Source organism: Streptomyces sp. NPDC091387 (assembly GCF_044756945.1).
Taxonomy (GTDB): domain Bacteria; phylum Actinomycetota; class Actinomycetes; order Streptomycetales; family Streptomycetaceae; genus Streptomyces.
Genome location: NZ_JBIVTZ010000001.1, coordinates 262,723 through 289,280, shown reverse-complemented (window position 1 = coordinate 289,280; position 26,558 = coordinate 262,723). Strand labels below are relative to the sequence as shown.

Sequence of the window (26,558 nt, the reverse complement as noted above, 5' to 3'; positions counted from 1 at the left end):
ACCCAGAAGCACGGAGACACCGCCACCACATGATCGCGATCGATGAATCTCGGGACGGTGGCCACCACGCCCTCAAGGGATTCGTGTTTCAGTTCGATTCATCCCTTCTGAGGATCTACGAGAACCCAAGTGCCGATGTCCAAATTGAAGGAATTCAGGATCTAAGCGTCGACGAGTATTACATCCAAATCAAACATCGGACTAGGAATTTCTCCCTTTCCTTAATTAAAGATGCAGTAAATCAGATGATAAAGCAATATTCGCTTGATCGATCGCGACGGTTTCTGCTCTACGGATATTTTTTGGATACCGTTCCCGGGGATGAACGATGGCTAGAACTAGAGGAGCTTAGGAAACTCAGTAAAGAGTACTCCGACGAGTACTCCGAAGATCTTTTGATGGAATTCTCGAAGAACTTCCATATTCAATTCTCCGCCAACTACCAGTCTCAATTTGGGCACGTTCTCGATACTCTCATGCAAGCTTATCATCTATCCACGAAAGTTGAGGCGCTCAAATATCACGCGATCATCCATCGGTTCCTCGTGGACCTAGTCCTTAACAATCCTTCGGGGCGCCGCGTAGTCTCAACAAATATTTTGGACGACGTGGTAAAGGAAGCGCAATCGACACTATTTCTTTCCGCGTATCAGAGGATCTATGGAAACGCGAAATATGTGCGCCTGCTCCGAGAGGAATTTAGACAACGGCGCATCAACGTCCCGAAGCGAGAGCGATTGATCATTGTCCAAAGTGGAAAGAATTCCAACCTGCATGACCTGGTGGACATTGCGCTACACGTCAAAAGCAGGTATCACCGGAAATCTGACTCGGTCCCCGCGTATCTAATATTTCGCGGAACGGACAGAATGCCTATCCTGAAGAAGATGATCCTGGACTCAGGAGTCCTGATTTTCGACGGTACACATTTTGATGGCGACAAACAGCAACTCGGAAACCTCCTTAATCCTAATGGGATGCGCAGGGTGGAACTGAAAGTCACGGGAGAGGAGAACCTTCACGGTCTACTACAACAGGTTGGTTTCTCCGACGTCTACGACTTCTTCCTTGATATTCCGGCGGTTACGCCTAAAACTGGAGCCTACGGCTGCCGGATTCATAGCTGGTACGTAGAAAAACCATCCGACGTTGCTCAAATCTTGAGGTAGGAAATCGTGCCTGGTGCCGAAGTGGTCGCCGTATTCCCAAACCGCATTAAAATCGCCGTTAGCGATATTTCAGACCTGAAGGGGCAAGAACCCGTAGAAGTCGGCTCATACCTCAGGGTTTATGACGGCAATGAATCATCAATCATTGCCGTCATCGAGAATTACTCGATTGAGATTCGCGGAAGCGAAACCGAGGATGAAGAGCGCAAAAAAGTCTACATGATCGAAGCTGTTCCTCTTGGGTATATCGGCGCGGATGGAAAATTCAAACGCGGGGGTGGGGGAATCACCATTCCGCCGAAGGACGTGGTGGTAGCCAGCCATCTAGAGATTCAGAGTATCTACGATGCACTGGGCAGCGACATCCGAAGGTTTCACTTTGCACAGCTATCTCAAGATCCTGCGGTGAAAGTTCCCGTTGATGGCGATAAGTTCTTTAATCGCCATATTGCCATCGTTGGATCAACTGGCTCGGGAAAATCTCACGCCATGGCGAGAATTATCCAATCCGCAACTGAGATCAGGGATCCCAGCCGTGATTCCTATTCCCTAAACAACTCCCATATCGTTATCTTCGACATCCACTCAGAATATCTTTCGGCCTTCCCTGAGGCCAACTATCTAAATGTTGAAAGCCTTTCCCTTCCCTATTGGCTTCTGAATTCAGAAGAGCTTCAATCGCTCTTCATTGAAACCGTAGAAGAGCAATCTCAAAACCAGATCGCCATCTTGAAGCGCGGGATTACCGAAAATCGAAAGGAGCACTTCTCTGGGCCGGATGAGCGGCGAGACATTATTCACTATGACTCTCCTCTCTATTTTGACCTCGGTGGGGTCATTGATTTTATCCGCGCCAAAAACGAGGAAATGATTCCAGGGGCTACCGGCAAGCTCGTGAATGGCTCCCTAAAGGGTAAGTTCGAGAATTTCCTCACGCGCCTGGAAAATAAGTATACGGATCGCAGGCTTGACTTTTTACTAGGTGATCAGACGAGGAACATGACCCTAGAAGGCGTGTTGAGGCAATTTATTGGGTACGACGAGGATCGGAAATCCAACGTCACAATCATCGATTTGAGCGGTGTGCCATTTGAGGTACTAAGTATCAGCGTCTCTTTGATTTCACGGCTCCTCTTCGACTACGCGTACTACTACAAGAAAGCTCACGCTGAGGGCAAGAGCGAAACTCCCCTCCTCGTTGTTTACGAAGAGGCCCACAAATATGTCCCGAAGAGTGAGCTCTCCAAATACAGCGCCTCACGTTCCGCCATCGAAAGAATCGCGAAAGAGGGAAGGAAGTACGGCATCACGGCAGCCATCGTAAGCCAGCGACCCGCCGAAATCTCCGAGACTATTTTCTCGCAGTGCAGCAACTTTTTGGCTATGCGTCTCACAAATCCCGAAGATCAGCGTTATGTTCGCAGATTGATTCCAGATTCATTGGGTCCTCTTACCGACTCATTGCCCATGCTTCAGTCAGGCGAGGCCTTGCTCCTGGGAGATGCCGCGGTGATGCCTTCAATCATCAAATTGAAACAGGCAAACCCGGCGCCTTCCTCTAACGACATCTGCTACATGCAGGAGTGGATTCGACCGTGGCACGACGTTCTCTTCGAGCCCCTTTTGAAGGATTGGCAGAAATAGCTATTGATCCGAAACGCTCGTGATTCGCGGTCGTTGAGCTGGGTGTGAGTGATCTGGTGTGGGACGCGCGGCACTTGTCGCCGGCGGCGCAGGAGGTTCTGCGGTTGCGGGCGGCGGCCGCGCTGGTGGCGGGCCGGGACCGTGAGGACGTTGCGTCGGTGTTCGGGGTGTCGCTGAGGGCCGTGAACAACTGGTGGGCGAAGTGGCAGACCGGAGGCCGGGAGGCATTGCTCGCCCGGACGAAGGGCCGTCCGGTGGGAGTTCATCAGGTGCTGGGCGAGGCGGAGCAGGCCGCGGTGCGTCAGGCGGTGCTCGATCACCGTCTGTGTGATGCGGGACTGGTCGGCCACCGCCAGCAGGGGTGCTTACGGATGAACCACCACAGCGCTGTCGTCTCGCTGTCCTTCACCTTGTTCAGGAACGGGACGAGATGGGCGGCAGTGATCTGCTCGGCCGCGGCCCAGTCGGTAACTCGACGTAGAACTGAGCCCACTCGGTGCGCCGGTCCTGGCGGCGCAGGGCTTCGGTGCCAGCCTGGGTGAAGACGTGGACTGCGTCGATGAGGGCCGTGGGATGCATACCGATCCGGCCTGCGGCGTTGTCGATGAGTTCACCGGCGAGTACGGCCCGGACCGCCCGGCTCACCTCGTCGCTCGGGGGGAGGGATGTGGTTGTCAGGACCATGCGCCTGTGGGGATCATTCCGCGATCACCTGTTCCGGGCGGAGGGAGAGTGCGTCGGTACCGGAGGGGCCGTCGACCCCGCGTCTGTGTGGACCGTCCAACGACGTTCGGCGAACCGTTACTGGTAGTGATGTTGGACGGCCGTCGATGCGATGTCTGAGTATCTCGGGCCGGACTGCCGACCGCAGGCGGGGCCTCTGCTCAGTACTGTTGAGTGGTGCGTGATCGGATGACTTGGATGCGTCCGCATGGGGCCCTCGTGTCGGTGCAGCGAACGCTGCACCGGATCCGCTGGAGCCGGATCGAGGGGGACTCAGCGGGATGGAAACAGGGCGATATATCCGTTTCTCTGAGAAAACCGCAGGTGAGACGCCTCACCGTTTTGGGTTCGAGTCCCACCCGCCCCACCACAGCAGAAACGTTGTGACCAGTGGGAACGCCGGTTTCACGGTAGCGCAGGTGTCGCGTTCGCCACACAGACGCCACACCGAAGCCCCGTGCGATTTCTCCCTGGCTTCGATCAAGACTGATTTCCGGCTGTCCGGAGATCCCTCGCACACCATCGTCTGGTGGATCCCGAACAGGGGACTGGTGCTGCTGGACCTTCGATGACGAGGATCAGACGAAACGTTTCCGCGACCTGGTCAACGGTCACGGACGGCAATGGCCGCCGGGGTGGGTCAAGGGGAAGGGGTTCGTCGAGGCGGACGAGCCGCCGATGCCGGACTCGGGGGAACCCGCCCATCGTCGCTCGACCGGGTGTTCTTCGACGTTCCCGAAGGCGTCGAGACGCAGGTCGGGCCGCCGACCATCATGCCCTTGCCGCGCGAGCTGTCCATCGCGGAGTGGCCCTCACCGAACCACCCCTTCGACTTGCCGACACCGCGACGGCCTCCAGGGCCGTGGACGACCACCGGGAGAGAGTGGTGCCCTCCGGGAAGTACTGACGCGGCAGTCCGTTCGTGTTCTCGTTCGTCGGTCGCTTCCCCTGTCCGTGTGAAAGATGACGCACTCGACGTGGCCGCCACGGGTGGCGATCGCCCTTTGCGGCGCGGAACTGACTGTCTTCCGTGGGTCTGCTGCGTCAATCGCCGCTTATGGCCGGGGAGTTGCGGTGGTCATGGTGCAGGTGACCGGGTGCTGCTGTCCGTGGCGTCCTGCTCCAGGGGGTGCCACTTGCCGTCGGTGGTCAGGGCGGTGGCCTCTGTGGGGCCCCAGCTTCCGGGGGTGTAGGTGAGCGGGGGCCCGGGTGGGGTCAGGAGGCGGCCGATGATGCGCCAGCACTCCTCGACCATGTCCATGCGGGTGAAACGACGTGGGTCGCCGGTGATCGAATCGGCCAGGATGTGCTCGTAGGCGCCGATGTCCGTGCCGGTGAGGTGGGTGAAGTCGGCGGTCGCGGCGACGTCGTCGACGGTAGTGGTGCTTCCGTGCTGGGCGAGCAGGTCGAAGGTGACACCCGTGCTCGGGCTGATGCGGAAGCGTACGAGGTTGCCGCGGACCTCCTGGGCGTAGGCGGTGTGGAAGTAGCCGGGGATCGGCCGGTCGAGTTCGGCGACGATCTCGATGGCGGTGGTGGCCAGGGCCTTGCCCGCGCGGATGACGAAGGGGACGCCGGACCAGCGTTCGTTGTCGACCCAGGTGCGCAGTGCCACGTACGTCTCGGTGGTGGAGTCCGCCTCGACGCCCGGCACGTCGAGGTAGCCGGTGTACTGGCCGCGGACACAGTCGTCGGGGCGGACGGTGCGGGTGGCGCGCAGGGCGCGGTCGCGTTCGTCGAGGATGTCGGTGGCCGAGCCGGTGCGGGGTGCGTCCATGACGAGGTAGGCGAACATCTGCAGGAGGTGGTTCTGCACGACGTCGCGCAGGCAGCCGGTGGCGTCGTAGAAGCCGCCGCGGCCGGCCACGTCGAAGTCCTCGGCCATGGTGATCTGGACGCCACGCACATGGCGGCGGCTCAGGAGGTCCGTGAGCATGGTGTTGGCGTACCGGAAGGTGAGCAGGTTCTCCACGGCGTCCTTGCCGAGGAAGTGGTCGACGCGGCGCAGCTGTTCCTCGGAGAAGTACTGCGTCAGCTCGGCCTGCAGGGCGCGAGCGGAGTCGAGGTCGTGACCGAAGGGCTTCTCCACGATCAGGCGGGCATTGTCGGCGAGCCCGGCCGCGGCCAGGCGCTGGGCGATCGTGACGTACGTGGACGGGGGGACGGCCACATAGTGGGCGAGGCGGCCGTGGCCGCGGACCTTGGTGGCCAGGGCGTCGAAGGTGGCCTGGTCGCCGTAGTCGATGCGGGTGTAGTCGAGCAGGCCGGTGAGCTTTGTGAACATGACTTCGTCGATGGGGAGTTGGGCGGCCAACAGTGCGTCGCGGGCGTGCTGGTGGAGCTTGGTGCGGCTCCAGTCCTTGCGGCCGATGCCGATGACGGGGGTGTCGAGGGCACCCCGGGCGGTGAGGTTGTACAGGGCGGGCAGCAGCATCTTCTTGGCGAGGTCGCCGGTGATGCCGAACAGGGTGAGGGCGTCGGCGCGTTCAGGGATGGTGGTCATGGTGTCGCGTCCTTTCGGGGCACCCGGCGCTGCCCGCCCGGCGTCGGTGTGTGTGGCCTCAGGCGGACTTCTTCGGCCGGCTGTGACCGAAGCGGGACTGCAGGGCCGCCTCGATCTGTTCGGGGCTCCGGTCGCGGGTCTCGGGGAGGTAGCGGCTGACGAAGAAGAACGCGAGTACGCAGATCCCCGCGAAGATCCAGAACGTCTCCCCTTCCCCGAGGGCGTTCGCCAGCGGGAGGAAGGCAAGGCTGACGATGAAGTTGGACATCCAGTTGACAGCTGTCGACGCGCTCGACCCCTTGGCGCGGACGGTCGGCGGGAAGATTTCACCGATCAGCGTCCAGAACACCGGGCCGAGACCGCCCGCGTAGGCCGCGATGTAGACGACCATGCACAGCAGCATGAGCACCGAGCTCGTGTCGAGTACGAATGCCAGGCCCAGCATGAAGACCGAGATCGCCATGAGTCCCAGTGAGGCAAGGATCAGGATGCGGCGGCCCGCCCGGTCGACCAGCCGGATCGCGACCAGCGTCATGGCCAGGTTGATCACGCCGATGACCACCGAGTAGAAGATGGAGTTCGAGGCGGTGAGGCCGGTCTCCTCGATGATGGTCGGCGCGTAATAGATGATGGTGTTGATACCGCCGAACTGCTGTACGGCGGCGAGGGTGAGTCCCATGATGAGGGCGGGCCGCACATCGGGGGCGAGGAGCTTGGTGCTCCCGTCGGATGTCCCGGCGGCCGCTTCCCGCTTCGCGCGCTCCTCGGCGAGCTGCTGACGGGCCTGGGTGAGCAGCGAGTGTGCGGTGGTCTCGTCGGTCGCGGAGGTGAGGCGCCTGCGGGCTTCGTCCTCCTTGCCGTGGCTGATGAGCCACTGCGGTGACTCGGGCAGGAACCACAGGGTGGCCACGATCATGAGCCCGGCAGGAACCGCACCCACGGAGAACATGCCCCGCCAGCTCTCGATGCCGGAGAAGGCGAGGTTGACCAGGTAGGCGACCAGGATTCCGGTCGTGATCATGAGCTGGTTCATCGTGAGCAGGCGCCCGCGGATGCTCGGCGGGGAGATCTCCGCCAGGTACACCGGTACGGTCGCCGACGCGGCTCCGACCGCGAGGCCGAGGACCACCCGGCCCACCATGAGTAGGGGATAGCCGTTCGCCGCCGCGACGAGGGCGGTGCCGACGAGGAACACCGCGCCGATCCCGCCGAGGGCCTTGCGGCGGCCGATGCTGTCGGCCAGCCGGCCGCCCGACATGGCGCCGATCATCGCGCCGATGAGCAGCACGCTGACCACGCTGCCCTGCTCGAAGGAGTTCAGGTCGAAGTCCTTCTTGACGTAGAGGAGGGCGCCTGAGACGACTCCGGTGTCGAAACCGAAGAGGAAACCGCCCAAGGCGATCGCGGCCGCCCAGCGGGTGATCTTCCGCCGTCCCTTCGGGGAGACCTCGAGCGGTGGTCCTTGAGGGCCCGGTTCCTTGGAGAACCCTGCAGGCATGTCTTTCCCTCATTCCTGGAGGTCCCGGCTGACGTCGCCACTCTTCAGTAGGTATAGACGCTTATATCGGGTAATTCTGGCGTCGCGTGCGGTCGAGCGTGCTGCGCCGGACCGCACTCGGGTGACGCGGGTCCGGGGTACAGGGCAGGCGGTGAGGAGGAGGGGGCAGGTCGAGCTGGTCCATACCGCGCTTGCCCGCGCTCTTGTCGAAGGAGTGCGGCGTGGTGTCGTAGCCGTAGTCGCTGATCCAGATCTTCGTCCGGACGAACACCTCCTCGCGGGCGACACCGGAGCGTCGGATGCCCTCGCGGACCTCGCGCTCGTTGCCGTACGCGGCGGCGGTGTCGACGTTGCGGTAACCGGCCCGCGGCGCTTCGGCGACCGCGTCGGTCGTCACGCCGGGCGGGGTCCGGAAGACACCGAATCCGAGGGCGGGCAGGTCGACGCCGTTGTTCGAAGTGATCGTGTGGTGAGTCATCCCGCGACCGTAGGCGCGCGAAATGGCTGCGGGAGAGTCATCGAGTTTCCACACGCCTGGCCTCCCCCGGACGGCGGGTACCCGCCCTGGGACTGCCGGGACATCCGCCCGCACGGTCTGCTGCATGCTGCGCTCCACCGACGAGAACTTCCGGCACAACCTGCGTATCGTCGACGAGGTGAAAGCCGCCGCGGCCGAAGTCGTGGCGGCCGAAGCCGGTGCCCGGCCGATGCTCGAACGCAGAAGAGCAGAAGGAAGGTACAGACATGACGACCTGGGACGGCCCGGCCCTGGACAAGATCAGTGCCGCCGAAGAACTGGACCTGCGGTCGGAGCGGAGCGACGGCACGCTGCGCGCCCCGGTGACCATGTGGGTGGTCCGGGCCGGCGACCGTGTGTACGTCCGGTCGGTCAAAGGCACCAACGGCCCCTGGTACCGGGGGGCACAGACCCGCCACCGAGGGCGCATCGACGCGGGCGGCGTGCAGCAGGACGTGACCTTCCGCGAGGCCGACCCCGGCGAGTACGCGAGCGTGGACGCCGCCTACCGGGAGAAGTACGGGCGCTACACCGACATCGTCGAGCACGTCCTGACCGAGCAGGCCCGCTCCTCCACACTCCGTCTCGAACCGCGCTGAACCCGTCTCGGGCCGTGCTGAATCCAACTCGGGTGCGTGACCCCGCGACCGAGGACATCGCCGAGGGCTGCCGGGCGATGGACGACCGCGATGGACATGGTCGGCGAGCTGACCACGCGGAGTGACGACTACGCACGTCGCTGGGCCCGGCACGACGTGAAGTTCCACCGCGCCTGGGTGAAGAACTCCACCACCCGCTCGTCGGCGACCTCGCGCTCCCCTACGAGGCGATGGAACTGCCGTCCGACCCCGGATTGCGCCTGAACTTCTACGCCCCGGAACTCGGACTCCCGGGAGCGGGAAGCGCTCGGCCTCCTGGCAGCTGGGCCGGCACGGGCACCACCGTCCCCGCGGCGAACGACTGAACCACCACACGAGCGAGGAGAACCGTTCCATCCGCTCCCTGGACGCGGGCGTCAGCGTCGTCGACACCGCCGACGTCCGGCGAGGAGCTCGTCGGCAAGGTCCGGCTCACACAGCACCCCAGCGGTAACGAAAGGCAAGACTCCTATGCGTGCCACCTTCATGTACGGCCCCGGCGACGTCCGAGTCGAGAACATCCCCGACCCGCAGATCGTCGATCCCACGGACGCGATCGTCCGGATCACCCTCGCCTGTGTCTGCGGCTCCGACCTGCACCCTTACCACTCGATGGAGAAGACCGACGAGGGTGCGCCGATGGGACACGAGTTCCTCGGCGTCGTCGAGGAGACCGGCTCCGAGGTCCGCGGCCTCAAGCGCGGTGACTTCGTGGTCTCCCCGTTCGCGTTCGCCGACAACACCTGCCCGATCTGCCGCGACGGCTTCCACACCGCCTGCCCGCACGGCGGCTGGTACGGCGTCGGGGGCGTCGGGGGCGCGCAGGCCGAGGCCATTCGCGTACCTCAGGCCGAGGGCACCCTGGTCAAGATCCCCGCCGACGTGGACACGGCGCTGCTGCCCTCGCTGCTGGCGCTGAGCGACGTGTACCTCACCGGCTACCACGCCGCTCACATGGGACGAGTCGAGCCCGGCAAGACCGTGACCGTGATCGGTGACGGTGCGGTGGGCCTGTCCGCCGTGCTGGCCTCGCGCCGCATGGGTGCGGAGAAGATCATCCTCATGGGGCGGCACACCTCCCGCACCGACCTCGGCAAGGAGTGGGGTGCCACCGACGTCGTGGCCGAGCGCGGCGAGGAGGGCATTGCCAAGGTGATGGACCTGACCGGCGGTGCGGGCTCCCACGTCGTCCTGGAGGCCGTCGGCCTGATGCCCGCCTACGAGCAGGCGTACGGCGTCGTGCGCCCCGGCGGGATCATCTCCCGCGTCGGCGTCCCCCAGTACGAAGAAGCACCGGTCGGCTTCGGGTCGCTGTTCGGGAAGAACGCCCAGTTGGCCGGCGGTCCCGCCCCGGTCCGCGCCTACCTGGAGCCCGCGATCGAGGACGTGCTCGCCGGACGCATCGACCCGGGCCGGGTGTTCGACGCCGAGGTCTCCCTGGACCGGGTCGCCGATGCCTACAAGGCCATGGACGACCGCAGCAACCTCAAGGTCGTGGTGCGCCCGTGACCGCCCGCAAGCCCAACGCCGCGGCCGGCGCCGCGCACGAGCGGCTCTTCCCCGGCCACGTCTCCAACGAGGTGCTCACCGACCGCGGTGTCGAGCTGCCCCTGGAGGGCCGGTCCACCACCGGTCCGGACACCCGAATGGAGCAGGGACTGGCGGTGCATTGGATGTGGAGCATGTTGCCCTTGACGGCTGCCAGGCGTGTGTTGGCGTCGTGGTCGTGCCCGCGGTCGGCGACGAGCGAGTCTGATGTGCGCTGTGGCTGACTCCGCACGCACCACCAACACCGGAGTCTGACGCGAACATCTCCATCAAGCCCGGGGCCGGGCCATCTCGTTGTGCCGGCCTTCGTTTCAGCCGAGGTAGTGCTGGTCCAGGCTCTTCGGCGCGATGGCGGGATGGGCGAGGACGTGCGGCCGGGGAGAGGGGTGGCAGGGAGGAGCGCCGGCGGCGGGCACGAGTTCACGCACAGCGGGATCGGCCGTCATCAGCGTCGGGCTGAAGGAGACGTGGTACTTCCGCGCCGCGGCATCGAGGCGGTAGACCACGCCCTCGTGGACGACGCTCTCCGGGCGTGTGGCGAGGTAGACGAATCCGGGGTCGATCTCGCGCAGCAGCGGCTTGGGTACGCGAGCGGGCAGGGTGAGCGTGTAGTACCGCGGCCACTTCGCCAGCCGGTGCCTTTCCAGCCAGGAGCGTCCGAACGGCCGGAGGCTGGTGAACATGGCAAAGCTCCACTCGAGCTTGACCCCGGTCACGACCAACAGGAAGTTCACCACGAACGCGAAGGCGAACAGCCAGTGCGTGAGCTCACTTCGCTGAGGGACAGGTGCCGCCGCACCTCGGGAAAGCGACAACGCGACTGCGCCCATCGCGCCGTAGACAGCGCCCTCCCACCAGTCCTTGGCCAGCCATCGGCCGGAGCGGCGGCCGGCGGCGGACCTTCCCAGGAGCAGCGCGACCACTCCCACGAGGAGCGCAGCGCACCCGACAGACCTCAGGTCGCCGGAGACCTCGATGCGGCCGGACGAGGAGAACGCGGTCACCCACAGGGCCATGGCGACCACGGAGAACGGGAAGTTGCCCGACACTCCGAAAGCCAGATGCATCAGGATCGCGAGCCAGAGGCTCCAGCGGTCGCCGCCGGGGACCAACAGCAGTGCACCGACAGCGAACTCGAAGAGGACCACCGCGAACGGTACGGTCCTCAGGATCCTGGGGCGCAGCGGCCAGCCGAGCAGCCTGAGGTAGTGAGCGGTGACCACCCTGCTCGCACTCCGCTCGGTCAGCAGGTGTTCGTCACTGACCTTCAGCAGCGCCGCGGTCAGGTAGACGCCCACCAGCAGGTCGTGCGCGACCACCGCGTGCAGACCGGGAGAAGCGCACGAAATGGCGGCTATTGCCACTGTCCCGAGCCATGAATGGTTCGAAAGGCGCCGGTTGGTCGCGAGTACCCAGCAGGCGACGAGAGCGAACGGGATGAACAGGGTTTCCGGGGAGTGCATGAACAAAGCCGTCAGGACGGCCAGGGGCAGAGCCGCCGCTTGGCCGAAAATGGCCGCCATGCGCGGGAGCCTGATCGCGAAGACTGGCGCGTAGTGATGCCCAACGCCAGAGAGTCCGTATTCCCAGTATCTATTGATCTGATGGAATAGGAGGGACGCTGCGAGGAGCGCGACAGGCGTGACCTGGAAATTCATGCAGCCCCCAGCGGTCGATGAGCATGCAGAAGTGAAGGGCATTTCGGACGCCGGTCGATTGCACGTCCCCAAAGGGCGCGCATGCGTCGAAATGACTCTGCGTCCGGCGCGTGCTTCAAAATCTTGCACGCACTTCAGGGGCTCGTCAAGGTCCTGCCAGCGTCCTCGGTGACCTGCCGTGTCGGCTGCTGTTCACATTGCCAACAGCTGGCGGTACTGCTCTGAACAGGTGCTTTGTGGTGATCTTGGCCGTCTCGGGGCGTCAGGTTCACCACGGGATGGCAAATTCCAGGCCAAGGGATTCCGCTGTCGCGGCCATGGCACTCCGGCGGAGACTAAATATTGGCAATGTGCTGGTCTTTTATTCGGGCGCACGATAAAGCGTGCGTTCGGGGCGTTGCGGGAGAGGTGATCCGGAGAAACCTTCTAGACGGGGAACGGGGGGTTCGTGTAGCTTGCACTCAGTGCCAATATGGCGCTGATATTTCCCTCTGTTGGCGAAGGGAGAACAGCATGGCCGAGGTCGTGGCAGACATCAGCGAGGTTGAAGAGCTCACCGGTGAGGACTTCGAAGGCCTGTTCGCCGGCACTCCGCTCATCATCACGGACAGCGAAGTCAAGGACTGACGCGCAGAACCACGATGTTCTGGCGGCTGGACTGAATGTGTAGTCCTGTTCGTGCGCTGCTGAAATGGGGAAGGGCATGACGGTTCATGTGTTCGTCGGGCCGTCGTGCCCTGAGCCTCTCATACTCAAGAAATATCCAGGATTCTCCGTGCGCGGTCCTGTCGGGCACGGAGATCTCTTCTCCCGGGACATCTCCTCGGGAGACGTGGTCGTTGTCGTGGACGGGCTTTACCAGCATCGTCTGGCGCTGCGCCACAAAGAGATCCTCGACGCCCTGTCGCGCAACATCACGGTCCTCGGCGCGTCCAGCATCGGTGCGCTCCGCGCGGCGGAGCTCCATCCGTTCGGCATGATCGGCGTCGGCCGGGTCTACCACTGGTACCGCGGTGGAGTCTTCCACGGAGACGACGCCGTGAGCGTGGCTCACGGCGAGACCGGTCCGCTGGCCGGTATCAACATCCCGCTGGTGAACCTCTACAGCGCCATCCTGGCCGCACTGGACGCCGGCGCCCTCCGGAGGGACGACGGGCAGGGCCTGAAGGCGCGTTGGGAGCAGGAGTACTACCCGCTGCGCACCTCGGAGCGGGTTCTCCTTCTGGCCGAGGAGGCGGGTGCGAGCGCGTTCGCCGACTGGTATCGCGAACGGATTCGCCATGCGCCCGACGTGTTCGACCAGAAACAGGCCGATCCGCTGGAGGCCTTCGCGCTCGCCGACCAGCTCCACGCGCTGCCCCTCGCGGAGCGTCCCGCAGCCGGAGGCACTGGCCAGGACTGGCGTACCGAATTCCACCGGCGCTGGCGCAACAGGTTCGCGACGGCTCCCGACCTTCACCACCGGCTCGCATATCAGCAGATCTTCGATGCTGGTTTCCCCGATGTCTGGTGGGACTACCTTGACAAATCCTCAGGTTCGTCACTTATCGGGACTCCGGACGGATTTCGAGGGCGGGTGCATGAAGACAGCACAGGATCAGGCCGAGGAGTACGCAGTGTCCGACGTGACGGTCATCCTCTCGACCCCGCTTGCCAGGTTCGCCGGCGGCGAGACCAAGTTCACTGTGCCCGCCGGCACCTTCCAAGAGGTGATCGGGGAAGTGTACGAACGCCATCCGGCGCTGCGTGTGCGTGTGGCGGACGGCGCTGGTGCGCTGCTCCCCTTCGTGAGCGTCTATGTCGGCGAGGACAACATTCGCGATCTTGGCTCATTCGATGTCGAGGTGGCGCCGAGCAGCACCGTGATGATCATGTCGGCGGTGGCTGGTGGCTAGCGTGGAACCGCTGCGGACGATCCGAGAAGCGACCGCTGCCGATGCGAGAGCCATTCGTGAGCTCTACGGGACAGGCGGCGTCGAGGAGTTCAGTGAGCGGCTGACCGATCGCCACGGGGCGCCCGGCACCACACACTACGTCGCCGAATCCGATCAACAGGTCGTGGCGGCGTTCGCACTCACATCACTTGGCCGGCTCCGGCCGGGGGGCAACCCCCGGCTGATGCTTCACGAAATCAAGCTCCGGCCGAACTCCCGGGGTTCCGGGGTCGTCGAGGACATCTTCGGCTGGCTGGCCACAGCACTCGCCGTAGGTACCGGGACCGAGCTGCTGGCCCTGGCCCCTCTTGGCCAACGCCCCTCCAGCTTCGCTCGGTTCGGTCTCTCCGAGTCGCACCAGGCCTTCAAGTGGTCGGTTCAGGAAGGAGGCGCACGGACATGACGGAGTACACGGCGTCCGTACGAGGTGCCGAGTTCGCCCACTGGCTGTCCAGCCTGCGAGGCTGGGCCCGCAAGAGCCCGGACCAGGCCACCGCATGGAGTGAAGGAGCTGCTCAGGGACTGCTGTCCCTGGCCGTTCCCGAATCCGCAGGCGGCTCCGGCGCCGGCTACGAGGCTGCCTGTCTCGCCCTGGAGGCGGTCGCCGAGGAGAGCGGACTGAGTGGCCTGGCCTTCTCCACGGCCGCCCAGATGTGGGCGTGCCAGGATCCGATCCTCGAGTTCGGCAGCCCTGCGCAGCACGCCGGATATCTGACACCACTCCTGACCGGAGCGGCGGTCGGCGCCTTCGCGGCAACCGAGTACGACTCGGGTTCGGATCTGCTCTCCTTGAAGACCCGAGCCGAGCAGGGTGGCGACGGCCGGTGGCGGCTGAACGGCTCCAAGACCTTCATCACCAACGGACCGATCGCCGATGTTTTCCTGATCCTCGCCCGTACCGCTGAGGGCAGCGCCCTTTCCGGTCTCACGGCCTTCCTCGTCCCCCGGGACACTCCGGGTCTACAGGTCGGCACGGTCATCGACAAGACCGGTCTGGAGGGTGCAGAACTCGGTTCCCTGCTCCTGGACGACTGCGCCGTCGAGAACGCGGACCTGCTGGGCGGCGCCGGCAGTGGATTTGCCGTGCTGATGCACGCGATGCGGTACGAGCGGGCCTTCATCCTCGCTCCCGCGTTGGGTCTCATGGCCAGGGCGCTGCGCCAGGCGCTCGACCACACGCGCTCCCGCAGCCAGTTCGGGCAGCCTCTCAGCTCGTACGACACGATCCGGCAGCGCCTGGTCCGGATGCACCTGAGTCTGACCAGCGCACGGGAGTTGCTGTACACCACGGCGCGGGCGGCCGATGCGAACTCCCTCGACCACCGCCGGTCATCCCTGACGAAACTGCACGTAAGCACCGAGTTCAACCGGTTCTGCCAGGAACTCCCCGATCTCTACGGCGGCTACGCGCTGCTGCCGGAGACGGGGGCGCTCGCGCTGATGGCCGACGCGGTGGCAAGCCGGTACTACTCCGGGACATCCGACATGCAGATGAAAATTATTGCTGAAGGGCTGGGTTTGTGATGGCCGAAGACTCCGTGCTCCGGGCTGTAGTCGCCGCAGTCCGGGAGACAGCGCCGGGAGCCGAGATATCCGACGACATCCCACTCATCGCCCGCCGGATCGTCGACTCCCTGTCACTGCTGAGCCTGGTCGCGCTGTTGGAGAAGGAGTTTTCCGTCACCATCCGGGACTCGGAGATTCTTCCCGCGAACTTCGAGACCCCGCTCGCGATCTGCGGTTTCCTGAAGACCAAGGGCTGCTGATGGCCTCCGGACGTTCTCTCGCGGACGATCTGCGGACAACCGCAGCACACCACGGCGACCGCACCGCAGTCATCGACGGGGCGACCACATTCACCTACGCCGAGCTGGACGGCATGGCGGAACGTGTCGCCCAGGCGCTCCGGTCTCTGGGCGTCAGTCCCGGAGACTGTGTCGTCTGGCACGGAGCGAAGTCCTGCCTTGCCGTGGCAGCCGTCCACGGCATCCTCCGCTCGGAGGCCGGCTACGTGCCGGTCGATCCCGACGGGCCGATTGCCCGCGCCGATCTCATAGCCGGGCGCAGCCGTCCCAGGGTGCTGCTCGCCGACACCGACACCCGCGACCAATGGCTCGCCGTCGCCCCCGAGCTCTCCTGGCGACCGCTGCTCGACGGCTCCGACGCGGACGCCGCACTGTGGTGCGCGATTCCCAAGGACCCACCGCGGGAACCCCTGGCAGACCTCGCGTACGTCCTCCACACCTCTGGCAGCACCGGTCTCCCCAAGGGCGTCGTGCACACCCACGCCAGTGCCTCGGCGTTCGTCGACTGGGCGGTCCGGGAACTCGGACTCACGCAGGACGACGTCATCATCAACTCCGCGCCGCTCCATTTCGATCCCACCACGCTCCATCTTTTCGGAGCTGCCCGAGTGGGCGCTGCCGTCGCCCTGATGCCTGCCGCGGCGGGCCCCTTCCCCGCTGCCTACGTGGACTTCTGCCGTCAGGCCGGCGGCACCGTCTGGTACGCCGTCACCTCGACGCCGGCCTGGCTGACACACCGGGGCAAGGACCATCTGCCGGGACTCAAGTCCCAGCGAGCGGCCGTGGTCGGGGGTGAGATCCTCCAGCCGGGCGATGTGAACACCTTGCTCGCGGCCCTCCCCGGCGTTCGGCTGCTCAACGTGTACGGACCGACCGAGAGCAATGTCTGCACGTTCCACGAGATCGACGGCCCCCAGCCCGCCGACGCGGTGATCCCCATAGGACGGGCGTTGCCCGGAGCCGAGATCGCCGTGGTGGACGAGAACCTCGCGCCGGTGGAACGCGGCAGACCCGGACAACTGCTGGTCCGCGGATCCATGCTGATGGAGGGGTACCTCGACCCCGAGCAGACTGCTCGGGCCTTCGTCCGCACGGCCGACCAGCGACCGTGGTATGCCACCGGGGATCTGGTTCAGGAGAACGCGGCGGGCGAGCTCCAGTTCATCGGACGCGATGACTCCCAGGTCAAGTCGCGCGGCTTCCGGGTCGAGCTCGGCGAGATCGAACGGCAGCTTCAGGGGCTCGAAAGCGTCCATGAATGCGTGGCCGTGGCGGTGCCCGACGCGGTCTTCTCCAACCTGATCACCGCCTTCGTGACCGCCGACCCCATCGACGAGGTAAAGGCGCTGCCGGATCTGCTGCGCTCCCGGCTGCCGCACTACATGGTCCCGCAACGCATCATCCTGGTCGCGGACCAGCTCCCCAAGAACTCCAACGGCAAGGTCGACCGGAAGGCGCTGGCGGAGCTGGCCGCACATCCGGCGCTGGGCGAAACCCCCGGCCTGCTCGTCATCCACTGACGGAAGGCAGAACTGTGACGCTTCCCTCCGCCCCCGCGGACGACGACACCACTGAGGTCCTCAAGGTCCCGGACTTCCGGCGGCTCTGGGCTGCCAACGGTTTCCGCTACGCCGCCTCCGAGGTCGCCGGGTTCGCGTTGCCGATCACGGCCCTGCTTCTGCTGCACGCCCCCCCGCTGGCGATGAGCCTGATCTTCGCCTGCAGCCGGGCCGGATTCCTGACGATAGGGCTTCCGGCCGGCGTCTGGATCGACCGGTGGCGGAAGAAGCCCGTGCTGATCTGGGCCGACGTCGTCTACATGGTCGCTTTCGGCAGCGTCCCCGTCGCCTACTTCCTGGATGTTCTCACCGTTGCGCAACTGGTCGTGGTAGCGCTGGTGGTCAGCCTGGCCGGTGTCTTCTTCGACGTGGCACACAGCAGCGTGCTGCCGTACGTACTGCCCAGGCGGCGGGTGGCGGACGGCAACGCACGGCTGCAAACCTCCGAGACCACGATCCAGGCGATCTCTCCCAGTGTCGCCGGTGTCCTGACGCAGAGCATCGCCGCTCCCGTCCTCTACTGCTTTGCCGCGCTCTTTCATCTGACTTCGGTCCTGACGCTGTGCCGCATCCATCCGCAAGGGGACGACACCAGGGCGGAAGCCAGAACCGAGAAGAGGTTCCGCCGCGAGATCACGGACGGCGTACGAGTCCTCCTGCGGCAGCCCCTCCTGCGCCTGCTGCTCAATCAGGCCGCTCTGAACAACATCGGTGCGGGCATTATCCTGGCGATGCTGCCGGTCTTCCTCCTCGACGAGATCGGCATTTCACCCTGGATGTTCGGCCTGTTGTCAACGCTCGGCGCTCTGGCCGGGCTCGCCACCTCGCTGGTGGCTCCCAGGCTGCGCCGTCGCTTCGGCGAGATCCGGATGACGTTGATCTTTTCCGCACTGGCCCCGTTTGCCGTTGTGGCGGCACCGGTCGGTGGCATCTTCCGAAGCGCCGCGGTGCCGCTGGTCGCTCTTGCGGAGATCCTCATCGGCATCGCCATCGTGGGCCGCTCGGTGTCCACGGCGGGGTTGCGCGCCCGGGTGACGCCCAACGAGTACATGGGCCGGGTCACCGCGGCGTACAGCGTCGTGGTGCAGGGCGCCACCCCCTTGGGGGCACTCGCGGGCGGGGCGATCGCCGGCCACTGGTCCACCAGTACCGCCTTGTGGGTGGGAGGGGCGGCCATGGCTACTCCGCTGGTCCTGTTGTTGCTCTCCCCTCTTCGCCGGTTCCGCACACTCCCCGCCGAATGGGAGGTCTGATTCCAGGCGCCCACAAGCCACCTCGCGAGTCGAAACACCACAGTTCACCTGGAGGCGCACATGTCCGTACTGGAGCAGGCCGCTGCCGCATACGAAGAGCACGGCTTCGCCATTATTCGCAACGTGATCCCCGAGGGCCTGCTCAACGAGGCACGAGCGCACGTCGCATGGCTTACCGCCAAATACCCTGAGCTGCGCCCCGAGCACTTCCACCATCCTCTGATCCGCAATGACGCATTCTGGGTCCGTCTCATATCGGACCCGCGGCTCGTCGACGTCGCCGAGTACTTTCTCGGCCCCGACCTCGCCTGCTTCACGGCTCACTACATCTGCAAACCGCCGTACGACGGCCAGCCGGTGCTCTGGCACCAGGACGGCGCCTACTGGAAACTGGCGCCGATGAATGCCCTGACGGTATGGCTGGCCGTGGACGAGAGCACCGCTGAGAACGGCTGCCTGCGCATGATCCCCGGTAGCCACAGGCTCCCCCTGTACCAACCGAATCTGCGCACGGATCGCCCCAACATGCTCTTCTCGGAGGCCGACGGTGGGCTGGTGCGGGACTGGGCCGCCGAGCGGGGCGTCGTTGACATCGAGCTGAACCCCGGAGACGTCTCGATCCACCACCCGCACCTGCTGCACTGCTCGGAGGCGAACACATCCCCGAAGCGACGCTGTGGGCTCGACATCGGGTACATCAACACCGCCACCCGTATCGAGAGCCAGGGGCTCTACTTGGACCCCGTACTGGTGCGCGGTGTACCCGTCGAAGGTGTGAACACCTATCGGTCCTTGCCGCGCTACGTGCCCAGCGAGACCATTCCGTTCGTCGGTGACGAAGCCTGGAACAGCCGGCCTGGCGTCACCGCGGAGGGCGTCCCCGCCGGTGAGGCTCCGCTCGCCACGACTGAGCGCATGATCGAGCGCCTGCAGGAAGGCACGGTGGCCCGGTAGGCAGCCCAGGCGTTGATCCTTGGTGCTTTGGCTCTGGTTCGCTCTTGCGAGACGGGCGGTGCGGCGCGCGGTGCACCGCCGCGCGCGCCACCGGGGGACCGGGGGAGCGCCGAGCTCAAGTACGTGATCCTCCGGGCGAGCGGAGGTCGGAAACCCGGCGGGCCCGCGTTGTTGGCGAAGTCGATCTCGTCGATCTTCGTGCCGGTGATGCTGCCCAGCCGCACCCGGATCGCGCCGCTCACACCGGCGGGCACCGACATGGACAGTCGCACCGGCGCCGGCGTTCTGCTACCAGGGCAGCCGTGATCCTGGCCGTCAAGCCTGTAAGCGAAGGAAACCCCGTGTGTCGCGCCCTGCTGTCGCTCGCCTGCGCGAGCTGTTCCCGCCGCCCGGCTCCGGTGGCGACCCGGTGGACCGAGAGCAGATCGAGCGGACGACGGGCCTGGCGTTCTTCTGCGTGCACGGGGCCGCCGGGACCGGTCGATACCATCCTTCGTGACCGAATCCCTGACCGAATCGACGGGCGAGGCAGATGAGCCCGCCCTCCGCTCCCGCATATTCGCCGACCTGACCCCGCTGCGGACCTCACCCGACTACCGGCGGCTCTGGTTCGGGAACACGGTCTCCTGGGTGGGGCAGGGGATGACCGCGCTCGCCGTCTCGCTCCAGGTGTACGACCTCACCGGGTCCGCCTTCTCCGTCGGGCTGATCGGATTCTGCTCGCTCGTGCCCCTGGTCGTCTTCGGGCTGTACGGCGGTGCCATCGCCGATACCGTCGACCGGCGGAAGCTGGGACTGGCCAGTGCCTTCGGGTCGTTCGTCCTCTCCGTCGGGCTGGTGGTGATCACCGTCGCCGGGGTGGAACGGGTGGGGCCGCTGTACGCGGTCGTCGCGCTCCAGGCCGTCTGCTTCGCGCTCAACTCACCGGCCCGCAGTTCGATGATCGCCCGACTCCTGCCTGCCGAACAGCTGCCCGCCGCCAACGCGCTGAACTCCATGACCAGCACCACGGGCACGCTCGTCGGGCCGATGCTCGGCGGGCTCATCGTCGGCTGGTGGGGATACCGGGCCGCGTACGGCATCGACGCCGTCACCTTCACCGCCTCGCTGTACGCGATGTGGCGGCTGCCCTCGATGCTGCCGGACCGGGTGGAGGGCGCCGGGAAGCGGGCGTCCGTCATGGACGGGCTGCGGTTCCTGGGCACCAGGCCCAACCTGCGGATGACGTTCTTCACCGACATGTGCGCCATGGTGCTGGCCAGCCCCCGCGCACTGTTCCCCGTCGTGGCCGTCGTCTGGTACGGGGGCGACGCGAAGACCACCGGGCTGCTGGTCGCGGCCCCGGCCATGGGCGCGCTGCTGGGCGGGGTGTTCTCCGGCTGGCTGGGGAAGATCCGGCGGCACGGGCTCGCCGTGCTCCTCGCGGTCGCGGGCTGGGGCACCGCCATCGCGGTGTTCGGGCTGACCCGGCAGCTCTGGCTCGGGCTGATCTTCCTGGCGCTCGCGGGGGCGGCCGACACCACCTCGATGGTCTTCCGCAACACCATGCTCCAGGCCGCCGTGCCGGACGAGATGCGCGGGCGGCTCCAGGGCGTGTTCATCGTCGTCGTCGCGGGTGGCCCACGGCTCGGCGACTTCCTCGCCGGATCGGTCGCCGATCTCGTCTCGCCCGGCGTGGCCGTGACCGGGGGAGGGATCGCGTGCGTCGTCGCCGTGGCAGTGCTGGCCCTGCGGTGGCCCCGGTTCGCGCGGTACGACGCACGCGACCCCGAGGCTTAGGGACACGGTCCAGGGCCCACGTTCGGACCCCGCGCCCGTACCGGGGCCGTGGTTCCGTCAGGCGACGTCCGCGAGCTTCGGCATCTCGCCGCCGGTCGTCGTGCCGTCGATCAGCGAGAACGGTGCGCCCTGCGGGTCGGTGAGGGCCGCGAACCGGCCGAACGGGATGGTCAGCGGGCCGAACCGGAGCTGGGCCCCGAGCGCCTCGGCCTTCTTCACGGCCGCGTCGCAGTCCGCGACGGTGAAGTACACGTTCATGTACGGCGGCACCTCCGGAGGGAAGTCCTCCGTCATCTTCATCCGGCCGAGCACCGGGTCCGCGCCCAGGTCGTAGAGCGCGAAGTCGACCGCGTCGTCCTCCATGCGCTTCAGCCCGTACCCGAAGACCGCGCGGAAGAAGGGGTCCGCCTTCTCCGGCTCCCGGGTGAAGACCTCGCCCCAGCTGTAGGCGCCGGGCACATCGCGCGCGCCGAACCCCTCGTGGCTGCCCGACTGCCAGACCCCGAACGCGGTTCCGCCCGGGTCGCGGGCCAGCACCATCGTGCCGAACTCGCCGACCCGCATGGGCTGCACCAGCACCTCGCCGCCGTGCTCGCGGATCTTCGCGGCGGTGGCGGCGGCGTCCGGCGAGGCGAGATAGAGAGTCCAGGCGGCCGGCACCTCGTGGCCGGGGACGGGCGGCATCAGCGCGGCGACCGCCTTGCCGTCCACGTACGCCTGGGTGTAGTTGCCGAACTCGGGCAGCGAGTCGCCGTACGTCCAGCCCAGCAGCTCACCGTAGAAGCGTTTCGCAGCCGCGATGTCACCGAACGTCGCGTCGGCCCAGCACGGAGTGCCCTCTGGTTCTGCGGCCATGACCCGGCCTCTTCTCTTCACTCGAAGATTCACCCCCTTTATTACGCTATCGACCCATCGCTTCCCGTGCGCGCCGAACCCGCCCCGGCGCCCTGCGGGCCCGGCCGCACGACGGAGCGGGCGACTCCCAGGTCCACCAGGTCCTGCGGACGCAGCCGCAGCTGGTCCGCCGTGGCGTGCACCTGGTCCGCGGAGCGCTTCAGGATCGCCGCCGCGAGCTCCGGGGCGATGACCGAGAAGTAACTGTCGGCGGTGACATGGGTGTTGTCCGGTGCGGCCAGGGCCAGCGCGCCGCCCGAACCGCCCTCCCCGATCACCAGGGTCGTGACGGGGACCCGGGCGGCCGCGATCGCCGCGAAGGCGTCGGCGATGGCCGCGCCCGCGCCGGCGCGCTCCGCCTCGGCGTCGTTGGCCGCGCCCGGGGTGTCGACCAGGGTGAGGACCGGGACGCCGAGCCGGTCGGCCAGCCTGATCACCCGGGCCGCGGTGCGGTAGCCCGCCGGGCGGGTCGCGGTGCCGCACTGGGCGACGTACGCGACGGGCCGCCCCTCCCGCAGCCCGAACCCGCAGAGCAGCCCGGGGTCCGTGCCCCCGCAGCGGTCCCCGTGGAGCGGGAGCCGTATCCCGAAGTAGGCCTCCAGGTACGCCTCGGCGCGCGGCCGCGACGCGGACCGGGCCCGGACCACGGCGTCCCAGCCGGTGCGCGGGAGCCCGGTCGCGGAGAGCGCGTCCGGCACCGGCGCGGGTTCCGGCACGGAGTCACGGTGGGCGAGCGCCCGCAGCCAGTGGCCCAGGACGGCGGCCAGTTCCTCCGGCGGGACGATCGCGTCGATCTGGCCGGCCGCCAGCTGGCCCTCCGCGGTGTACGCCAGGGGGTCGGCGCCGGGCGGCCGCACCCGGGATCCGGCGAACCCGACCTGGGCCCCCGGCAGCGCCAGGATCACATCGGCGCCCGCGCCCAGGGTCGCCCAGCCGCCCCCGGTCGTCGGGTCGCGCAGGACCGCGAGCTGCGCCGGACCGGCCGCCCGCAGCCGCGCCGACGCACGGGCCACCCGGTGCAGCTGGGTGAGCGCGATCATGCCCTCCTGCATCCGGCTGCCGCCCGTGGCGATCAGCGAGACCAGGGGGAGCCGCCGGGTCACGGCCTCCTCGTACGCGGCCTCCAGCCGGTCCCCGGTGCGCTGCCCGAGCGAGCCGCCGAGGAAGCCGAACTCGAACGAGACCAGGACGCAGCGGCGGCCGCCGAGGGTGGCGAGGCCGTGCACGACGGACTCCCGCTCACCGGTGCGGGCGGTGGCCCGTGCCCGGGAGTCCGCGTATCCCGACCAGCCGAGGGGGCCGTCGGCCTCTGTGTCCTCGCGCGGGGCGGTCGACTCGGTGAAGTCGCCGGTGACGGCGGCGACCGCCGCACGGGCCGACAGCCGGTCAGCCATGGAGCGACCGCTTCATGATTTTGCCGAGGTCGTTGCGCGGCAGCGCGTCCAGGTAGCGGACGGTGCGCGGCCGCTTGTGCGGGGAGAGCTGGGCCGCGACGTGACCGGCGAGCTCGTCGGCCGAGGGCGGGGAGGCGGGGTCGGCCGGCACCACCCAGGCGACGATCCGTTCGCCCAGGTCCGGGTCGGGTTCGCCGGTGACGGCGGCCTCGCGGACACCCGGGTGCTCCAGGAGGGCGTTCTCGATCTCACCGGCGCCGATCTTGTAGCCGCCGCTCTTGATCAGGTCGGTGGCCTTGCGGCCGACGATCCGTACGTACCCGTCGGGGTCGAGGGTGGCCATGTCCCCGGTGCGGAACCAGCCGTCGGCGGTGAGGGCCGCGGCCGTCGCGTCGGGGCGGTTGAGGTAGCCGGTGAACAGGTTCGGGCCGCGCACCTGGATCTCACCGATGGACGCGGGGTCCGCGAGCGCGCTGCCGTCCTCCTCGACCAGGCGGAGTTCGACGCCGCGCAGCGGGGCGCCGACGGTGCCGGGGCGCGGTTCGCCGTCGGCCCGCACGCCCGTGTTCATGAGCGTCTCCGTCATGCCGTACCGCTCGATGACCCGGCGGCCGGTCGCCGCCGCGATCCGCTCGTGGTCGTGGACCGGCAGTGCGGCCGATCCGGAGACCAGCAGCCGGGCGCCCGCCAGAGCCTTCGCGAGCCCGTCGGACGCGCCGGGGACCGCAAGCGCTTCCGCGAGCCGGTGGTACATCGTCGGCACGCCGAACAGCATCGTGCCGCCCGACTCCAGCTCCCGGGCCACCCCCTCGGTGGAGAAGCGGCCGAGATGGCGTACCGAACCGCCTCGCCGCAGCGGACCCAGGATGCCGAGGATCAGTCCGTGCACATGGAACAGCGGCAGCGCGTGGACGAGGACGTCGTCGCCGGTCCACTGCCAGGCGTCCTCCAGCGCGTCCAGGGTGGCGGCGACGGCCCGGCGCGGCAGCACCGCGCCCTTGGGCGGGCCGGTGGTGCCGGAGGTGTACACGATCAGGGCCGGGGCCTCGGGGGAGGGCTCGACGAAGGACGAGGTGTTCTCGTGCTTCGCGGCCGGCGGCTCGGGGGCCGTGTCCGTGTCCACGTCGACCCGGGTCAACGCGGCCAGCGCGGGCGGCAGTACGTCACCGGCCGCGGCCAGCACCGTCGAGGGCGCGCTGTCCGCGACGATGTGGGCGAGCTCCCGCTCACCCGTCTTCGGGTTGAGCGGTACGGCGGGCACCCCCGCCCGCAGCGCGGCGACCACCGCGACCACGGTCTCCGGGGCCGGGGCGGCCCAGACCGCGACCCGGCCGGCACCGACGATCCGGGCCGCCAGCGCATCCGCCGCGGCGGCCAACTGTGCGTAGGTCAGGGACTGTTCGCCGAAGCGGACGGCTTCGCGGGCGGCCGCCGGACCGGCGGGATCCTGGAGTGCAGGCAAGAGTGGCATCACTCTGCGAACCCTAGACAGGCGAAGCGCTTCCGTCCCCGGAACGTGTCCCGAACCGGCGCCGGATGGCTGTACGAGGCATTCGAACGGCTGCTCCGGCACCATCGACGTCCCCGTCGACGGTGAGCACGACAGCGCCGCCAACATCTACGGGGTCTTCGACGCCGAGTACACCGACGCCGGCGGACTCACCACCCACAGTGCCCACATCCTCCAGCCCCGGCACCGGCAGGCCGAGCACTTCGCGGCCCAGTCCGGCATCGAGGCCGCCCAGCACGGGACGGCCGAGGGCGGCACCACCGTCGGCTTCACCGACAACGGCGACTGGATCTCCTTCGAGCCGTACGCCCTGGCCAACGCCACCGGCCTCTCGGCCCGGGTCTCCTCCGCCGGTCCCGGCGGCACGCTGGAGGTGCGCGCGGGTTCCCCCACCGGCACCCTGCTCTCCACCCTGACCGTCGCACCCACCGGCGGCTGGGAGACCTTCACCGATGTCTCGGCGGACGTGAGCAACGCACCCGCGGGCTCGACCGAACTCTTCCTCGTCTTCAAGGGCCCCACGGGCCAGGGGGGACATCGACGGCTTCACCCTGGCCAAGGAGCGGAACACCAAGGCGACGGGCTCCTCCAACGTCCACCTCTTCTACTACCCCTGGTACGGCACCCCGGAGACGAACGGCAGCTGGCGCCACTGGGAGCAGGGCGGCCACACCCCGCCGGACGACATCGGCGCCGACCTCTACCCGAAGCTCGGCCCGTACGACTCCGGTGACGCCGCCGGGGCCGTCGAGCAGCACATGAAGTGGATCGAGCAGTCGGGCGCCGGAGTCATCGTCTACAGCTGGTGGGGACAGGGCGGTTACGAGGACACCCTCGCCCCGAAGGTCCTGGAGGCCGCCGCCCGGCACGGGATCGAGGTCGCCTGGCACATCGAGCCGTACAGCGGCAGGACCGCGGCCTCCGTGGTCGACGACATCGCCTACCTGAACGACGAGTACGGCGACAGCCCGGCCTACTACCGGGACGCCGAGCACGGCAACCGCCCGGCGTTCTACGTCTTCGAGAGCCTGAGGATCCAGGACTGGTCGGCCCTGGACGCGGTGAGCGACAGCGCCATCGTCCTCGCCCAGACCACCGACACCACCAAGGCCGCGCACTTCGGCGGGATCTACACCTACGACGGCATCGCCGGTGCCACCGCCCCCGGCTGGAAGCAGGCGGGGGAGTACGCCGAGGCCAACGGCCTGGTCTGGGCGCCCTCGGTGGCCCCCGGATACATCGACGACCGGGCCGTGCCCGGCAACACCACACCCACCCTGGGCCGGGAGGACGGCGCCTCCTACGACCTGGAGTGGAGCAACGCCCTCGACCCGGCCATCGGCGGATCGCCCACCTGGGTCTCCGTCACCTCCTTCAACGAATGGCACGAGGGCAGCCCGATCGAACCCGCGTCGAGCACCCCGCCCGCCGGACACGGCTACCAGACGTACGAAGGGGCGTACGGAAAGACGGGGGCCGCCGCCGAGACGGCCTACCTCGACCGGACGGCGTACTGGGCGGCCAGGTTCGAGCAGCAGCGCACGGCCGCTCGCTGATCAGGTCCACGACGAACGGCAG

21 protein-coding genes and 4 pseudogenes are annotated in these 26,558 nt (G+C 66.9%); 16 read left to right on the top strand and 9 right to left on the bottom strand.

Annotated elements, in window-relative coordinates; all coding sequences use genetic code 11:
* Positions 1-29: 29 nt before the first annotated feature.
* The 3 genes and pseudogenes from ACIQM0_RS01470 to ACIQM0_RS01460 form a co-directional block, all read left to right on the top strand.
* Positions 30-1,169, top strand: coding sequence for a hypothetical protein (locus tag ACIQM0_RS01470; protein WP_401282273.1), 1,140 nt, complete (start codon positions 30-32; stop codon positions 1,167-1,169).
* Between the two features lie 6 nt (positions 1,170-1,175).
* Entirely contained in the window at positions 1,176-2,813 is a 1,638-nt protein-coding gene (locus ACIQM0_RS01465) for an ATP-binding protein (RefSeq protein ID WP_401282270.1), read from the top strand.
* Positions 2,814-2,857: 44 nt separating this feature from the next.
* Positions 2,858-3,055: pseudogene (locus ACIQM0_RS01460) on the top strand (helix-turn-helix domain-containing protein); the annotation flags it as partial.
* A 172-nt stretch (positions 3,056-3,227) separates the two neighbouring features.
* On the opposite strand, the gene ACIQM0_RS01455 reads toward ACIQM0_RS01460, so the two are convergent.
* The 5 genes and pseudogenes from ACIQM0_RS01455 to ACIQM0_RS01435 all read right to left on the bottom strand — a co-directional run bounded on the left by ACIQM0_RS01455 (position 3,228) and on the right by ACIQM0_RS01435 (position 8,015).
* Complete coding sequence (locus tag ACIQM0_RS01455; protein ID WP_401283426.1) at positions 3,228-3,497, bottom strand: hypothetical protein; 270 nt, start codon at positions 3,495-3,497, stop codon at positions 3,228-3,230.
* 864 nt (positions 3,498-4,361) lie between these two features.
* Positions 4,362-4,493 (bottom strand): annotated as a pseudogene (locus ACIQM0_RS01450) (IS30 family transposase); the annotation flags it as partial.
* Between the two features lie 121 nt (positions 4,494-4,614).
* Entirely contained in the window at positions 4,615-6,039 is a 1,425-nt protein-coding gene (gene zwf / locus ACIQM0_RS01445; protein WP_401282267.1) for a glucose-6-phosphate dehydrogenase, read from the bottom strand.
* 58 nt (positions 6,040-6,097) lie between these two features.
* Positions 6,098-7,537, bottom strand: coding sequence for a sugar porter family MFS transporter (locus ACIQM0_RS01440; RefSeq protein WP_401282264.1), 1,440 nt, complete (start codon positions 7,535-7,537; stop codon positions 6,098-6,100).
* A 61-nt stretch (positions 7,538-7,598) separates the two neighbouring features.
* Entirely contained in the window at positions 7,599-8,015 is a 417-nt protein-coding gene (locus ACIQM0_RS01435; protein WP_401282261.1) for an aldo/keto reductase, read from the bottom strand.
* A gap of 266 nt (positions 8,016-8,281) precedes the next feature.
* Here ACIQM0_RS01435 and ACIQM0_RS01430 point away from each other — a divergent pair, with 266 nt between their 5' ends.
* The 3 genes from ACIQM0_RS01430 to ACIQM0_RS01420 all read left to right on the top strand — a co-directional run bounded on the left by ACIQM0_RS01430 (position 8,282) and on the right by ACIQM0_RS01420 (position 10,464).
* Positions 8,282-8,653: a DUF2255 family protein gene (locus ACIQM0_RS01430; RefSeq protein WP_401282258.1), complete on the top strand. Its 372-nt coding sequence runs from the start codon at positions 8,282-8,284 to the stop codon at positions 8,651-8,653.
* 510 nt (positions 8,654-9,163) lie between these two features.
* Entirely contained in the window at positions 9,164-10,201 is a 1,038-nt protein-coding gene (locus tag ACIQM0_RS01425; RefSeq protein ID WP_401282255.1) for an alcohol dehydrogenase catalytic domain-containing protein, read from the top strand.
* Entirely contained in the window at positions 10,198-10,464 is a 267-nt protein-coding gene (locus ACIQM0_RS01420; protein ID WP_401282252.1) for a hypothetical protein, read from the top strand. The genes ACIQM0_RS01425 and ACIQM0_RS01420 overlap by 4 nt, the downstream gene beginning before the upstream one ends.
* An 87-nt stretch (positions 10,465-10,551) precedes the next feature.
* On the opposite strand, the gene ACIQM0_RS01415 is transcribed toward ACIQM0_RS01420, so the two are convergent.
* Positions 10,552-11,763: a hypothetical protein gene (locus ACIQM0_RS01415; protein WP_401282249.1), complete on the bottom strand. Its 1,212-nt coding sequence runs from the start codon at positions 11,761-11,763 to the stop codon at positions 10,552-10,554.
* A gap of 826 nt (positions 11,764-12,589) precedes the next feature.
* Between ACIQM0_RS01415 and ACIQM0_RS01410 the strand changes: the two are divergent.
* From ACIQM0_RS01410 to ACIQM0_RS01370, 9 genes and pseudogenes are all read left to right on the top strand, one after another.
* A pseudogene (locus ACIQM0_RS01410) lies at positions 12,590-13,042 on the top strand (TfuA-like protein); the annotation flags it as partial.
* Positions 13,043-13,478: 436 nt separating this feature from the next.
* Entirely contained in the window at positions 13,479-13,793 is a 315-nt protein-coding gene (locus ACIQM0_RS01405) for a hypothetical protein (protein WP_401283424.1), read from the top strand.
* A 1-nt stretch (position 13,794) separates the two neighbouring features.
* Positions 13,795-14,235: a GNAT family N-acetyltransferase gene (locus ACIQM0_RS01400; RefSeq protein ID WP_401283422.1), complete on the top strand. Its 441-nt coding sequence runs from the start codon at positions 13,795-13,797 to the stop codon at positions 14,233-14,235.
* Positions 14,232-15,356, top strand: coding sequence for an acyl-CoA dehydrogenase family protein (locus tag ACIQM0_RS01395; RefSeq protein WP_401282246.1), 1,125 nt, complete (start codon positions 14,232-14,234; stop codon positions 15,354-15,356). The genes ACIQM0_RS01400 and ACIQM0_RS01395 overlap by 4 nt, the downstream gene beginning before the upstream one ends.
* A complete protein-coding gene (locus ACIQM0_RS01390; RefSeq protein WP_401282243.1) occupies positions 15,356-15,598 on the top strand; it encodes a phosphopantetheine-binding protein in 243 nt (80 codons plus the stop codon). Before ACIQM0_RS01395 ends, ACIQM0_RS01390 begins: the two co-directional genes overlap by 1 nt.
* A complete protein-coding gene (locus ACIQM0_RS01385; protein ID WP_401282240.1) occupies positions 15,598-17,157 on the top strand; it encodes an amino acid adenylation domain-containing protein in 1,560 nt (519 codons plus the stop codon). The genes ACIQM0_RS01390 and ACIQM0_RS01385 overlap by 1 nt, the downstream gene beginning before the upstream one ends.
* A gap of 14 nt (positions 17,158-17,171) precedes the next feature.
* Positions 17,172-18,449 (top strand): MFS transporter, encoded by a 1,278-nt coding sequence (locus tag ACIQM0_RS01380; protein ID WP_401282237.1) that lies wholly within the window; start codon positions 17,172-17,174, stop codon positions 18,447-18,449.
* Positions 18,450-18,509: 60 nt separating this feature from the next.
* The gene (locus tag ACIQM0_RS01375) at positions 18,510-19,403 is read left to right on the top strand and encodes a phytanoyl-CoA dioxygenase family protein (protein ID WP_401282234.1); all 894 of its coding nucleotides are present in this window, start codon (positions 18,510-18,512) and stop codon (positions 19,401-19,403) included.
* A gap of 495 nt (positions 19,404-19,898) precedes the next feature.
* Positions 19,899-21,182, top strand: coding sequence for an MFS transporter (locus tag ACIQM0_RS01370; protein WP_401282231.1), 1,284 nt, complete (start codon positions 19,899-19,901; stop codon positions 21,180-21,182).
* A gap of 57 nt (positions 21,183-21,239) precedes the next feature.
* On the opposite strand, the gene ACIQM0_RS01365 is transcribed toward ACIQM0_RS01370, so the two are convergent.
* From ACIQM0_RS01365 to ACIQM0_RS01355, 3 genes are read right to left on the bottom strand one after another with little or no spacing between them, the layout of a single operon-like run.
* A complete protein-coding gene (locus ACIQM0_RS01365) occupies positions 21,240-22,037 on the bottom strand; it encodes a VOC family protein (protein ID WP_401282228.1) in 798 nt (265 codons plus the stop codon).
* 41 nt (positions 22,038-22,078) lie between these two features.
* The gene (locus ACIQM0_RS01360) at positions 22,079-23,470 is read right to left on the bottom strand and encodes a carboxyl transferase domain-containing protein (RefSeq protein ID WP_401282225.1); all 1,392 of its coding nucleotides are present in this window, start codon (positions 23,468-23,470) and stop codon (positions 22,079-22,081) included.
* Positions 23,463-24,941, bottom strand: coding sequence for an acyl-CoA synthetase (locus ACIQM0_RS01355; RefSeq protein WP_401282222.1), 1,479 nt, complete (start codon positions 24,939-24,941; stop codon positions 23,463-23,465). Before ACIQM0_RS01355 ends, ACIQM0_RS01360 begins: the two co-directional genes overlap by 8 nt.
* An 85-nt stretch (positions 24,942-25,026) precedes the next feature.
* Between ACIQM0_RS01355 and ACIQM0_RS01350 the strand changes: the two are divergent.
* Positions 25,027-26,536, top strand: a pseudogene (locus tag ACIQM0_RS01350) (carbohydrate-binding protein); the annotation flags it as partial.
* Positions 26,537-26,558: the final 22 nt, after the last annotated feature.

Coding starts and splice junctions, on each gene's coding strand:
- ACIQM0_RS01470 (WP_401282273.1), top strand. CDS start 30: ATGATCGCGATCGATGAATCTCGGGACGGTGGCCACCACGCCCTCAAG.
- ACIQM0_RS01375 (WP_401282234.1), top strand. CDS start 18,510: ATGTCCGTACTGGAGCAGGCCGCTGCCGCATACGAAGAGCACGGCTTC.
- ACIQM0_RS01430 (WP_401282258.1), top strand. CDS start 8,282: ATGACGACCTGGGACGGCCCGGCCCTGGACAAGATCAGTGCCGCCGAA.
- ACIQM0_RS01390 (WP_401282243.1), top strand. CDS start 15,356: ATGGCCGAAGACTCCGTGCTCCGGGCTGTAGTCGCCGCAGTCCGGGAG.
- ACIQM0_RS01365 (WP_401282228.1), bottom strand. CDS start 22,037: ATGGCCGCAGAACCAGAGGGCACTCCGTGCTGGGCCGACGCGACGTTC.
- zwf (WP_401282267.1), bottom strand. CDS start 6,039: ATGACCACCATCCCTGAACGCGCCGACGCCCTCACCCTGTTCGGCATC.
- ACIQM0_RS01360 (WP_401282225.1), bottom strand. CDS start 23,470: ATGGCTGACCGGCTGTCGGCCCGTGCGGCGGTCGCCGCCGTCACCGGC.
- ACIQM0_RS01455 (WP_401283426.1), bottom strand. CDS start 3,497: ATGGTCCTGACAACCACATCCCTCCCCCCGAGCGACGAGGTGAGCCGG.
- ACIQM0_RS01435 (WP_401282261.1), bottom strand. CDS start 8,015: ATGACTCACCACACGATCACTTCGAACAACGGCGTCGACCTGCCCGCC.
- ACIQM0_RS01415 (WP_401282249.1), bottom strand. CDS start 11,763: ATGGCGGCCATTTTCGGCCAAGCGGCGGCTCTGCCCCTGGCCGTCCTG.
- ACIQM0_RS01440 (WP_401282264.1), bottom strand. CDS start 7,537: ATGCCTGCAGGGTTCTCCAAGGAACCGGGCCCTCAAGGACCACCGCTC.
- ACIQM0_RS01385 (WP_401282240.1), top strand. CDS start 15,598: ATGGCCTCCGGACGTTCTCTCGCGGACGATCTGCGGACAACCGCAGCA.
- ACIQM0_RS01405 (WP_401283424.1), top strand. CDS start 13,479: ATGAAGACAGCACAGGATCAGGCCGAGGAGTACGCAGTGTCCGACGTG.
- ACIQM0_RS01395 (WP_401282246.1), top strand. CDS start 14,232: ATGACGGAGTACACGGCGTCCGTACGAGGTGCCGAGTTCGCCCACTGG.
- ACIQM0_RS01425 (WP_401282255.1), top strand. CDS start 9,164: ATGCGTGCCACCTTCATGTACGGCCCCGGCGACGTCCGAGTCGAGAAC.
- ACIQM0_RS01355 (WP_401282222.1), bottom strand. CDS start 24,941: ATGCCACTCTTGCCTGCACTCCAGGATCCCGCCGGTCCGGCGGCCGCC.